Annotated in this window: 8 protein-coding genes and 3 tRNA genes; 9 read left to right on the forward strand and 2 right to left on the reverse strand. The window is 75.4% G+C overall.

All coding sequences use genetic code 11. The features are described 5' to 3' along the window. Window positions 1-31: 31 nt before the first annotated feature. From gltX to O3T09_RS01155, 8 genes are all read left to right on the forward strand, one after another. Entirely contained in the window at window positions 32-1609 is a 1578-nt protein-coding gene (gene gltX, locus O3T09_RS01120; protein WP_070708761.1) for a glutamate--tRNA ligase, read from the forward strand. After that, a complete protein-coding gene (locus tag O3T09_RS01125) occupies window positions 1606-2403 on the forward strand; it encodes an HAD family hydrolase (protein ID WP_036312934.1) in 798 nt (265 codons plus the stop codon). Before gltX ends, O3T09_RS01125 begins: the two co-directional genes overlap by 4 nt. Before the next feature lie 119 nt (window positions 2404-2522). Continuing rightward, window positions 2523-2594 (forward strand) — tRNA-Gln (locus O3T09_RS01130). Window positions 2595-2649: 55 nt separating this feature from the next. Then, window positions 2650-2722: transfer RNA gene (locus tag O3T09_RS01135), tRNA-Glu, on the forward strand. A 129-nt stretch (window positions 2723-2851) separates the two neighbouring features. After that, window positions 2852-2924: transfer RNA gene (locus tag O3T09_RS01140), tRNA-Glu, on the forward strand. Window positions 2925-3030: 106 nt separating this feature from the next. Beyond that, window positions 3031-4839 carry a dynamin family protein gene (locus O3T09_RS01145; RefSeq protein ID WP_134416627.1) on the forward strand — a complete coding sequence of 603 codons (1809 nt, stop codon included), beginning with the start codon at window positions 3031-3033 and terminating at the stop codon, window positions 4837-4839. Further along, entirely contained in the window at window positions 4836-6596 is a 1761-nt protein-coding gene (locus tag O3T09_RS01150; RefSeq protein WP_135040195.1) for a GTPase, read from the forward strand. Before O3T09_RS01145 ends, O3T09_RS01150 begins: the two co-directional genes overlap by 4 nt. Beyond that, the gene (locus tag O3T09_RS01155; RefSeq protein ID WP_269295278.1) at window positions 6593-7741 is read left to right on the forward strand and encodes a thiamine-phosphate kinase; all 1149 of its coding nucleotides are present in this window, start codon (window positions 6593-6595) and stop codon (window positions 7739-7741) included. Before O3T09_RS01150 ends, O3T09_RS01155 begins: the two co-directional genes overlap by 4 nt. A 27-nt stretch (window positions 7742-7768) precedes the next feature. Here O3T09_RS01155 and O3T09_RS01160 read toward each other — a convergent pair whose 3' ends face one another. Together O3T09_RS01160 and O3T09_RS01165 are read right to left on the reverse strand one after the other, a co-directional pair. Next, window positions 7769-9235, reverse strand: coding sequence for a UDP-glucose dehydrogenase family protein (locus O3T09_RS01160; RefSeq protein WP_070709130.1), 1467 nt, complete (start codon window positions 9233-9235; stop codon window positions 7769-7771). A gap of 122 nt (window positions 9236-9357) precedes the next feature. Then, window positions 9358-10134, reverse strand: coding sequence for an IclR family transcriptional regulator (locus O3T09_RS01165; protein WP_002856418.1), 777 nt, complete (start codon window positions 10132-10134; stop codon window positions 9358-9360). A gap of 229 nt (window positions 10135-10363) precedes the next feature. Here O3T09_RS01165 and leuC point away from each other — a divergent pair, with 229 nt between their 5' ends. Next, window positions 10364-11818: a 3-isopropylmalate dehydratase large subunit gene (leuC, locus tag O3T09_RS01170; protein ID WP_113913887.1), complete on the forward strand. Its 1455-nt coding sequence runs from the start codon at window positions 10364-10366 to the stop codon at window positions 11816-11818. The last annotated feature ends 2 nt before the right edge of the window (window positions 11819-11820 follow it).

Raw genomic sequence — 11820 nt, forward strand, 5'->3', positions numbered from 1 at the left:
CGTCCGGGCCCCCGCGTAGACTCGGGGCATCATGACTGACGCCACCGCTCCCGTGTCCGAGAACGCCCCCGCCCCCTTCGCCGACGTCCCCCAGGTGGACGCCGAGACCCCCGTGCGCGTGCGCTTCGCCCCCTCGCCCACCGGCACCCCCCACGTGGGGCTGATCCGCACCGTCCTGTTCAACTGGGGCTGGGCGCGGCACACCGGCGGCACCCTCGTGTTCCGCATCGAGGACACGGACGCCAAGCGCGACTCGGAGGAGTCCTACCAGCAGCTGCTCGAGGCGATGCGCTGGCTCGGGATCGACTGGGACGAGGGCGTCGAGGTCGGCGGCCCGCACGAGCCGTACCGTCAGTCCCAGCGCGGGCAGATCTACGCGGACGTGATCGAGAAGCTCAAGGCCGGCGGATACATCTACCCGTCCTACTCGAGCCCCGAGGAGACCGAGGCCCGTCACCGGGCCGCCGGCCGCGACCCCAAGCTCGGCTACGACGGCCACGACCGCGACCTCACGGACGAGCAGATCGCCGCCTTCGAGGCCGAGGGCCGCGCGCCGGTCTGGCGGCTGCGCATGCCGGACGAGGACATCACCTTCACCGACCTGGTGCGCGGGGAGATCACCTTCAAGGCCGGCTCCGTGCCGGACTTCGTGGTGGTCCGCGCGGACGGGTCGCCGCTGTACACCCTCGTGAACCCGGTGGACGACGCGCTCATGGGCATCACCCACGTGCTGCGCGGCGAGGACCTGCTCTCGTCCACTCCGCGCCAGATCGCGCTCTACCGCGCCCTGCACGCGATCGGCGTCGCCCGGTACATGCCGGTGTTCGGCCACCTGCCCTACGTGATGGGCGAGGGCAACAAGAAGCTGTCCAAGCGCGATCCGCAGGCCAACCTGTTCCTGCACCGGGACAACGGCTTCATCCCGGAGGGCCTGCTGAACTACCTCGGCCTGCTGGGCTGGTCCCTCTCCGCGGACGAGGACATCTTCACCCCGCAGCAGTTCGTGGAGCACTTCGACGTGCACAAGGTGCTGGCCAACCCCGCCCGCTTCGACGAGAAGAAGGCGATCGCGATCAACGGCACGCACGTGCGCATGCTCGACGTGGCCGACTTCCGTGACCGTCTCGTGCCCTACCTGCACGCGGCCGGCCTCGTGGGCGAGCACCTGACGGAGCGGGAGATGGAGGTCCTCACCGCCGCGGCCCCGCTCGTGCAGGAGCGCGTGCAGCTGCTCGGTGAGGCCGTCGAGATGCTCACCTTCCTCTTCACGGCGGACCGGGACGTCCGGACGGCCGAGGGCGCCCTCAAGGGCATGCCGGCGGACCTGGGGGCCGCCGTCGCCGCGGCCCGGGAGGCGCTGGCCGCCCTGCCCGAGGACGAGTTCACCACCGAGCGCATCGAGGCGGCGCTGCGGGCCGCCCTCATCGACGGCCTGGGCCTCAAGCCGCGCCAGGCGTTCGGCCCGGTGCGCGTCGCGGTGACCGGCCGCAAGGTGTCCCCGCCGCTCTTCGAGTCGCTCGAGATCCTGGGCCGGGACTCCGCGCTCGCCCGCCTGGACCGCTTCGCCGCGGAGCAGGGCCTGGACCAGGACCAGCCCGCCGACGCATGAGCCGGGGCGCCAGCACGACGCCGGCCGGCGGGTCCGCGGGCGCGCCCGCGCCGCCGGCCTGGGACGCCGTCCTCTTCGACCTGGACGACACGCTGCTGGATCTGCGCTCCGCCCAGCACGCCGCGTTCGACGCGACGGTGCGCCGGCAGTGGGCCGGGGCCGCCGACGTCGACCCGGCGGTGCTGGCTGAGGCCACCGACGCCTTCGCGTCCGACGCCGGCGGCCACTACGGGCGCTACGTGGCCGGGGAGCTGACGTTCGAGGAGCAGCGGCTGGCCCGCGTGGCCGACGCCCTGCGCGCGCTCGGCGTGCCCGAGGACGCGGCGACCCCGCTCGACGGCCTGTGGACCACCGACTACGAAGAGGTCGTGCGCGGGCACTGGGCGCTGTTCCCCGCGACCGTCGACGTCCTCGCCGAGGTGCGGGGAACAGGCCGTGGCGTGGGGATCGTCACGAACAACGTGGAGGCCTACCAGCGCGGCAAGGCCGACGCCCTCGGTCTGGAGTGGGTCGAGGTGCTGATCGGCTCGGACACGGCCGGGGCCCCGAAGCCGGACCCGGCCCCCTTCCTGGCCGGCTGCTCCCGCCTGGGCACGGACCCGGGACGCACCCTCATGGTGGGGGACAGCCTGCGTCACGACGTCGAGGGGGCCCGGTCGGCGGGGCTCGTTCCGGTGTGGATGAGCCCCGACGCCCCCGCCCACGGCGGGGCGGAGGAGCCGCTCTGGGACGAGGAGCACGCATGCTGGCGGATGCGGGCGATCGGCGGGCTGCGGACCTGGCTGGCGGCCTGACCCGCCGATTTTGCACACGTCGCCCGGAGGGTGTAGAGTTCTTACTCGTTGCCGGAGAGATCCGGGAACACCGAGCTCATGAATATGATGCACATCGGTCAGGCATGCTTGACCGACAGTGGGGTATGGTGTAATTGGCAACACAACGGTTTCTGGTACCGTCATTCTAGGTTCGAGTCCTGGTACCCCAGCGAGTCTTCGGACTCAGTGAACGCGCACGGGCGGAGACGCTCGGACGTGGCGCACGGCCCCATCGTATAGCGGCCTAGTACGCCGCCCTCTCACGGCGGTAACGCGGGTTCAAATCCCGCTGGGGTCACGCAGTCGCCGCCCGGTCCTCGGACCGGAACGGCACGGGCGGATGAACGCATCCGTCGCCTGAACAGGAGACGCAGGCGCAGCAGAAGGTCTCCACGGCATCGCTTCCGCACACGCGGACAGCGCGCTCGGCCCCATCGTATAGCGGCCTAGTACGCCGCCCTCTCACGGCGGTAACGCGGGTTCAAATCCCGCTGGGGTCACCCGAGTGACAGGAAGCCCGGTCCCTGCGGACCGGGCTTCCGTCGTCTCCGTCCGCCGGGCCGGCGGGATGGGCGGCCGGCGCGCGCCCGTGAGACGATGGCCCACGTGCCACACACGGATCAGAACGCCCCAGACCTCGGCGTCGACACGGCCGTCCGCCGCGTGCGCGAGCACCTCGCCGCGCTCGAGTTGCCCTTCGAGACCGTCACCGCAGGGCAGGACCGCGCCGAGCGAGAGCGCACCCTGCACCAGATCGATGACTACGTGCTGCCCCGCCTCGACTCGCTCGACGCGCCGCTGCTGGCCGTCGTCGGCGGCTCCACCGGTGCGGGCAAGTCCACGCTGGTGAACGCGCTCGTCGGCCACGAGGTCTCCCGCTCCTCCGCCCTGCGGCCCACCACGCGGCAGCCGTTGCTGCTGCACAACCCCGCCGACGCCCACTGGTTCACGGGCCCGCGGGTGCTGCCCGACCTCGCCCGCGTCAGCGTGCACCGCGACGCGGCCGCCGGCCCCGTCGAACCCGACCAGTCCGCGATGGACACGGTCGCGCTCGTGGCCGAGCCCGCACTGCCGTCAGGCATCGCCCTCGTGGACGCCCCGGACATCGACTCCGTGGCGGACCAGAACCGCGCGCTGGCCCGGCAGCTCCTCGAAGCCGCCGACCTGTGGATCTTCACGACGACGGCGCACCGCTACGCCGACGCCGTGCCCTGGCAGCTGCTGGACGAGGCCGCCGCCCGCGACATCACCGTGGCCGTCGTGCTCGGCCGCGTGCCCGAGGGCGCGGCGGAGGACATCACCCCGGACCTGCGGCGCATGCTCACCGAGCGCGGCCTCGCCGACGCCCGGATCCACGTGATCCCCGAGACCCGCTTCGACGAGCGCGGTCTGCTCCCGCAGGAGCACGTCGCGGGCCTGCGCGCCTGGCTCGAGACCCTCGCCGCCGACGCCCAGGCGCGCGGCGCTGTCGCCCGCCGGACCGTGGACGGCGTGCTGGGCCAGCTGGCCGCCCGCGTCGCCGACCTGGCCCGCGCCGAGGAGGAGCAGCGGCATGCCGCGGACCTGCTCGCCCGGATCGTGGGGGACTCCACGGACCAGGCCGTCGGCCGGGTCCGTGAGGCCACCTCGGACGGCACGCTGCTGCGCGGCGAGGTGCTCTCCCGCTGGCAGGACTTCGTCGGCACGGGGGAGTTCTTCCGCGGCGTCGAGACCACGATCGGCCGGCTGCGGGACCGCCTCGGCGCCCTGGTGCGCGGGCGCCCGGCCCCGCCCGAAGAGGTCGAGACCGCGCTCGAGACCGGCCTGCACGCCGTGATGGTCGAGGCGGCTGCCGCGGCCGCCGAGCAGATCGAGCGGCGTTGGGCGTCCGAGCCGGCGGGCCGGGCCCTCGTGGCCGGGCGCGACCTGGGCGCCCTGGCGCCGGACACGTCGGCGCGGGCGGCCGACGTCGTGCGGGACTGGCAGTCGGACGTCTTGGCACTGGTCCAGGAGGAGGGCGCGGGCAAGCGCACGCGCGCCCGCCTGGCGGCCACCGGCGTGAACGGCGCGGCCGTGGCCCTCATGATCATCTCGTTCGCCTCCACCGGCGGACTCGCGGGCATCGAGGTCGGCATCGCCGGCGGCGCCGCCGTCGTCGGGCAGAAGCTGCTCGAGTCGATCTTCGGCGAGGACGCCGTGCGCCGCATGGCCCGGCGTGCCGATGAGCTGCTCGAGCACCGCGTGCGGGCCTTCCTCGAGACCGTGCTCGCGGACCGCTTCCTGCCGCTGCTCCACCTCGAGCGCGAGCCGCAGGCCACCGAGGAGCTGCGCGCCCTCGTGCCGGTGTTGCGCCGAGGGGTGGCCGCCGGCGTCGACGGCCCGACCGGGCCCGAGCACGTCCCGTCCGCCGCCGAGGCGGGGGAGGAGCCCCGATGAGCCGCCGCGACACCCCCGCCCTGGCCCCCCGCCTGGACGCCCTCGGTGAGGCCGCCGAGCTGGCCGCGGGCCGCCTGCCCGAGGACGTCGTGGCCGGGGCCGACGCCGTCGTGCGCGCGGCCGGGGAGCGCCAGGCACTCTCCGCGGAGCACACCGTGGTCGGGTTCTTCGGGGCGACGGGCTCCGGCAAGTCCTCCCTGTTCAACGCGCTCACCGGCCGCGACCTGGCCCGCGTGGCCGCCACCCGGCCCACCACGTCCGAGCCGCTCGCCGCGGTCTGGGGCGTGGGCCGGGGACAGGGGCTGGACCCGGACGCGGAGCACGGCGACGGCACCGGCGAGGGCGGCGGCGCGGCCGCCCTGCTCGACTGGCTCGGCGTGCGCCGCCGCCACCTGCTGGACGAGGCCCCCGTGCTCGACGACGGCCGCCCCGGCTTCCTCGGCTTCGGCCGCCGTGACGGCGCCGACGCCACCGGCCTGATCCTGCTGGACCTGCCGGACATCGACTCGGTCGAGCGGGGCAACCGCGAGATCACCTCCCGGCTGGCCGGCCACGTGGACGTGCTGGTGTGGGTCGTGGACCCGGAGAAGTACGCGGACGCCGTGCTGCACCGCGAGTTCCTGGCGACCATGGGCTCGCACGCGGCCGTGACCCTCGTGCTGCTCAACCAGGTGGACCGGCTCTCGGTGCGGGACCGGGACGTCGTGCTGGCCTCGCTGCGCCGGATGCTCTCCGGCCACGGCCTCGGCGACGTCCGGGTGCTGCCCGTGTCCGCGCGCACGGGGGAGGGCCTCGAGGAGGTCGGCCGGCAGGTCGCGGCGATCGTCGCCCAGCGCGGCGCAGCCGCCGAGCGCCTGGGCGCGGACGTCGCGGCCCGTGCCGCGGACCTCGCCGCCGCCTCGGGCGAGGGCGAGCCGGCCGGCGTCGGGCCCGGGGACGAGCAGCGGCTCGGGCGCGAGCTGGCCGTGGCCGGCGGCGTGCCGGCCGTCGTCCGGGCGGTCGAGGGCTCGTACCGGCTGCGTTCGGCCAAGCGCACCAGCTGGCCCGTGCTGCGCTGGATGCACTCCTTCCGCGCGGACCCCCTGCGGCGCCTGCACCTGATGCCCGAGAGCGCCGCCCCCCGCCGCGACCGGGACGAGGTCGCCCGCGACCCCGCGCTGCACCGCACCTCCCTGCCCGAGCGCTCGGGCACCCAGCGGGCCGTCGTCGACGGCGCGGTCCGCACGCTGGCCGCCGCGGCCGGCGCGGGAGCCTCCGAGCCGTGGGCCGCCGCCATCCGCCGCGCGGGCCGGGAGCACGCCGAGGAGCTCCCCGGCGCCGTGGACCAGGCGATCGCCGCCACCGACCTCGGGGCCGGTCGGGGCAGCTGGTGGCACCCCGTGCTGGACGTGCTGCAGTGGCTCGCCCTCCTCACCGCCGTCGTCGGCGCCGGCTGGCTGGGCGTCCTCGCCCTGGCGGGGTACCTGCAGTTCCCCCTGCCGCCCGCGCCCACGGTCGAGGGCTTCCCCCTCCCGACGCTGCTGCTCGTCGGCGGCCTCGCGCTCGGCGTGCTGCTGGCCCTGCTGGCGATCCCCCTGACCCGGTGGACCGCCGCGGCGCGGGGACGCCGCGCGCGCCGCCGCCTCGAGGAGGCGACCACCGACGTCGGCCGGCGGCTCGTCGTCGACCCGGTGCGCGCCGAGGTGGACCGCTTCCGCGCCTTCCGCGACGCCCTCGCCCGGGCCTCCGGCGTCCCGGTCCGGCGGGGCCGCCGATGACGATGCGCGACCCCGCGGCTGCGGCGGGGGTGACCGTCGGCGACCTCACGGAGGCCGAGCTGCTCGAGGTCGTCCTGGCCGGGCTCGCCCCCGCCGTCCGGGACGGCCACTGGCCCGCCGGCACCGTCGCCCCGGGCGACGACGCCGCCCTCGTGCCCGCGCCCCGCGGCGGGACGCTCATCTCCACGGACGCGATGGGGGAGGGCACGGACTTCCTGCACCGCTGGCCCGCCGGTCCCCGCACCCGCGGCCACGACGCCGGCTGGAAGGCCGTCGCCCAGAACCTCTCGGACGTCAACGCGATGGGCGGGACCGCCTCCGCGCTCGTCACCGCCCTCACCCTGCCGCCGACGACGCCGGTCGCCTGGGTGCGGTCGTTCGCCGCGGGCATCGTGGGCGCGGTGCGTCACCTCGGCGCGCCGGACTGCCGGGTGGCCGGGGGCGACCTGGGCACCGGCGGACGGGTCCACGCCGCAGTGACGGTGCTCGGGGACCCGCACCCCGGCGGCGTGCTGCGCCGCGCGCCGGCCGCGGCGGACCGGGACCGCGTGCTCGCCGAGGGCGCCGACCTCGTCCATGCCCAGGCGGTGCCGGGGAGTCCCCGGGCCGCCGCGCCTTCGGGGCCGGGGTGGGCCGCCGCCGGGCTCGCCCTGCTGCTCACCGACCGCGCGGAGCTGGAGCGACGGGCGGACGCCCTCGCCGCCGCCGACCTGCCGTCACCGCGGGAGCTCGCCCGCGCCGTCCGGGCCCAGCTGCGACCGCGCCCGCCGCTGGCCCTCGGGCCCGCCGCGGTGACGGCCGGCCTGCTCACCCTCATGGACGTCTCCGACGGCCTGGGCAAGGACGCGCACCGCATGGCGGCCGCCACCGGCGGGGCCGGACCCGCGCCGGCACCGTGGCTGGACGAGGCCTGGCTGGCGGCGACCGCCGCACCCCTGCGCCGCGTGGCCGCCCTGGCCGGGACCAGTCCGGAGGCGCTCGTGACCGGCGGGGGCGAGGACTACGGCCTCCTGGGGCTGGCGTGGCCCGAGACCGAGCTGCCCCGGGGGTTCACGCGGATCGGCCGGCTCGTGCCGGACGGGGCCCGGCCGCCGGGTGGTCACCGGCCGCTGCCCGAGTCCGGCTGGGACCCGTTCGGCGGTTGAGCGTCCGGGCCGGGGCCCGCGGGCGGGTCAGGCCGCGCGGAGGAGTCGCTCCGGGTCGAAGCGGTGGCCGAGGCCGATGACGTCCCACCCGTGCTCGCGCCACGCGGCGACGTCCAGGACGTTGCGCCCGTCGATCAGCAGGCGGGAGGCCACGCGTGCGCCCACGGCGTCCGGATCCATCTCACGGAACTGGCGCCACTCGGTCAGCAGCAGGGTCAGCTCGGCGCCGTCCACGGCCGCCTCGAGCGAGTCCACGTAGTCGAGCCGCGGGAAGCGGGCGGCCGCGTTGGCGTTGCCCTCGGGGTCGTACACCCGGACGTCGGCGCCGGCCGTGTAGAGACGGTTGGCGACGTCGAGGGCGGGGGAGTCCCGGACGTCGTCGGAGTCCGGCTTGAACGTGACGCCCAGCACGGCGATCCGCGTGCCGTTGAGCACCTGCACGCTCGCGGGGGTGGGGGCGGGCCCGGAGGCCTCGGCCCGGCGGATCCGGCCGTCGCGAGCCGCGGAGAGCACCTGCACCGCCAGGTCCACCACGCGGTCACGGCGGCGCAGGTTGATGTCGTCCACCTCCGCCAGGAACCGCATGGTCCGGTCCAGGCCCAGCTCGGAGACGCGGGCCTGGAGCGCGCGGATGTCCTTGGGCAGGCAGCCGCCCCCGAAGCCCACGCCCGCGTTGAGGAACCGGCGTCCGATCCGCGCGTCGTGGCCGATCGCGTCCGCGAGGGTGCCGATGTCCCCGCCCACGTTCTCGGTGATCTCCGAGAACGCGTTGATGAACGAGATCTTCGTGGCCAGGAAGGCGTTGGCGGCCACCTTCACCAGCTCGGCCGTCTCGAGGTCCGTGCTGATCCACGGGGTGTCGGCCGCGAGCTGCCGCGCGTAGACGCGGCGCAGGATGCCCTCGGCGCGGGGCCCGTGCGTGCCGATGACGAGGCGGTCCGGGGTGAGCGTGTCCCTCACGGCGAAGCCCTCCCGGAGGAACTCGGGGTTCCAGGCGAGCTCGACCTCGCCCGGCAGTCCGGCCTCCGCGCGCACGGTGCGCACGAGCTCGGCCAGGCGGCGCGCCGTGCCCACGGGCACGGTCGACTTGCCGACGATCAGCGCGTCGCGGTCGATCGCCGCGGCGAGGGAGGCGACGGCGGCGTCCACATAGCTCAGGTCCGCCGCGGTCTCGCCCACCTTCTGCGGGGTGCCGACGCCGATGAAGTGGACGTCCGCCCAGCGGGCCGCCTCCGCGACGTCGGTGGTGAAGCGCAGCCGCCCGGAGGCGACGTGGGTGCGCAGCAGCTCGGGCAGGCCGGGTTCGTGGAAGGGCACCTCGCCGCGGGCCAGGCGCTCGATCTTGGCCGGGTCCACGTCGACGCCGAGGACCTCGAAGCCCAGCTCGGCCATGCAGGCGGCGTGCGTGGCGCCCAGATAGCCCGTGCCGACCACGGACAGCCGCGGCGCGGCCTCCTGCTCGGCGGGGGCGGCGGGCGCGGTCGTCTCGGTCACGGCGGACTCCTCGGTGGTGCGGGGGCGGCGGTCGGGGACCTGGCTGACGCTAGGCCCCGCGGGTGAACGCGGGAAGAACGGGGTGTCTCGGCGGCGCGTCCCGTCGGTGGCGCGGGCGGGCCTCAGGCCTCGCCGGCGCGGATGAGCTCGGTGAGCCGCGTCGCGGCGGAGACGACGGCGTCCGCGTGCAGCCGGCCCGGCTGGCGGGAGAGCCGCTCGAGGGGGCCGGAGATCGAGACCGCCGCGATGACGCGTCCGCTGGGGCCGCGCACCGGTGCGGACACCGAGGCGACCCCGGGCTCGCGCTCGGCCAGGGACTGGGCCCAGCCGCGGCGCCGCACCGCCGCGAGGACGGTGGGTGTGAACACGGCGCCGGCCAGCCCCTCGACGAGCCGCTCGTGGTCTTCCCAGGCCAGGAGCACCTGCGCGGCGGAGCCGGCCTTCATGGACATGCGGGCGCCCACGGGGATGGTGTCGCGCAGGCCCCAGGGCCGCTCCGCGCTGGCCACGCACACGCGGGAGTCCGCCTGCCGACGGAACACCTGGGCGCTCTCTCCCGTGGCGTCGCGCAGCCACAGCAGCACCGGGCCGGAGGCCGTGGTGAGCCGGTCCTCGCCGGCGGCGGAGGCGAGCTCGGCCAGGCGGGTGCCCAGCACGTAGCGGCCCTGCAGGTCCTTGCCCACCATGCGGTGGTGCGTGAGGGCGGCCGCGAGCCGGTGCAGCGTGGGCCGCGCGATCCCGGTGGCGGTGACGAGCTGGGCGAGCGTGGCCGGGCCGGACTCGAGCGCGTCGAGGATCGCCACCGACTTGTCCACCACGCCGACGCCGCTGGGATGCCGGTGGAGCGAGGGGCCGATGAGGTCGTCCTCGGTGGGCGGGCGCACGGGCTCGGTGGTCATGGGGTGATCGTAGTCGTCTCACTGCTCGGACGGACCGGGGGTGTCGGTGTGCGTCGCATGTGACCGGGCCGGCCGGCGCCAGGTCCGGCATGTGAGACGAAATCTCACGATATGGAATATCGCGCCGCGTGGTCGAGAACGGCCCCGCCGCGCCCCACAGTGGTCCGTGAGCACCGGCGCCCCGCGCCGGGCGACGACCGACAGGTGCGTGAGCAGGAAGGTGCGGCACATGACGACGGCGACGACGCGGCCCAGGACGCTGGCCGAGAAGGTCTGGGACGAGCACGTGGTGGTGCGCGGCGAGGGCGAGGGCGCCTCCCGCACCCCCGACCTGCTCTACATCGACCTGCACCTCGTGCATGAGGTGACGAGCCCGCAGGCCTTCGAGGGGCTGCGTCTGGCCGGGCGTCCGGTGCGTCGGCCCGACCTGACCATCGCCACGGAGGACCACAACACCCCGACGCTGGACATCGACCAGCCGATCGCGGATCCCACCTCGCGCACGCAGATCGAGACCCTGCGGGCCAACTGCGCCGAGTTCGGTGTGCGCCTGCACCCGTTGGGCGACGCCGAGCAGGGCATCGTCCACGTCGTCGGCCCCCAGCTGGGCCTGACCCAGCCCGGCCTCACCGTGGTCTGCGGCGACTCCCACACCTCCACCCACGGCGCGTTCGGCGCCCTGGCGTTCGGCATCGGCACCTCCGAGGTCGAGCACGTCCTGGCCACCCAGACCCTGCCGCTGAAGCCCTTCAAGACCATGGCGGTCACCGTGGACGGCACGCTGCGCCCGGGTGTGACGGCCAAGGACATCATCCTCGCGGTCATCGCGAAGATCGGCACGGGCGGGGGCCAGGGCTTCGTGCTCGAGTACCGCGGTGAGGCCATCCAGAACCTCTCCATGGAGGGCCGGATGACCATCTGCAACATGTCCATCGAGGCCGGCGCCCGCGCCGGCATGGTCGCCCCGGACGAGACCACCTTCGCCTACCTGAAGGGACGGCCCCATGCCCCCGAGGGCGCCGACTGGGACGCCGCCGTCGAGCACTGGCGCACCCTCGCCACGGACGAGGGCGCGGAGTTCGACGCCGAGGTGGTCATCGACGCGGACACGCTGGAGCCGTTCGTCACGTGGGGCACCAACCCGGGGCAGGGCGTGAGCCTGAACGACACCGTCCCCGCGCCCGAGGACTTCGCCGACCCGGTGGCCCAGGAGGCGGCCCGCAAGGCGCTGTCCTACATGGACCTGGCCCCCGGCACCCCGATGAAGCAGGTCGAGGTCGACACCGTGTTCATGGGCTCGTGCACCAACTCCCGCATCGAGGACCTGCGGGCGTTCGCCGAGGTCGTCCGGGGCCGGCGCAAGGCCGAGGGGCTGCGCGTCATGGTCGTGCCGGGCTCGGCGCGCGTGCGCCTGCAGGCCATGGACGAGGGCCTGGACAGGGTGTTCGAGGACTTCGGGGCTGAGTGGCGCTTCGCCGGCTGCTCCATGTGCCTGGGCATGAACCCGGACCAGCTCTCCCCGGGGGAGCGCTGCGCGTCCACCTCCAACCGCAACTTCGAGGGCCGGCAGGGCAAGGGCGGGCGCACCCACCTGGTGTCCCCGGTGGTCGCCGCGGCCACCGCCGTGCTGGGCCGCCTCGCCAGCCCGTCCGACCTGCCCGCCCTCACCCCCCAGGAGGCCTGAGA

Origin of the sequence: Micrococcus sp. H39-S4, assembly GCF_027158145.1 — a bacterium.
Taxonomy (GTDB): Bacteria; Actinomycetota; Actinomycetes; order Actinomycetales; family Micrococcaceae; genus Micrococcus; species Micrococcus luteus.

Coding starts and splice junctions, on each gene's coding strand:
- gltX (WP_070708761.1), top strand. CDS start 32: ATGACTGACGCCACCGCTCCCGTGTCCGAGAACGCCCCCGCCCCCTTC.
- O3T09_RS01125 (WP_036312934.1), top strand. CDS start 1,606: ATGAGCCGGGGCGCCAGCACGACGCCGGCCGGCGGGTCCGCGGGCGCG.
- O3T09_RS01150 (WP_135040195.1), top strand. CDS start 4,836: ATGAGCCGCCGCGACACCCCCGCCCTGGCCCCCCGCCTGGACGCCCTC.
- O3T09_RS01155 (WP_269295278.1), top strand. CDS start 6,593: ATGACGATGCGCGACCCCGCGGCTGCGGCGGGGGTGACCGTCGGCGAC.
- O3T09_RS01165 (WP_002856418.1), bottom strand. CDS start 10,134: ATGACCACCGAGCCCGTGCGCCCGCCCACCGAGGACGACCTCATCGGC.
- leuC (WP_113913887.1), top strand. CDS start 10,364: ATGACGACGGCGACGACGCGGCCCAGGACGCTGGCCGAGAAGGTCTGG.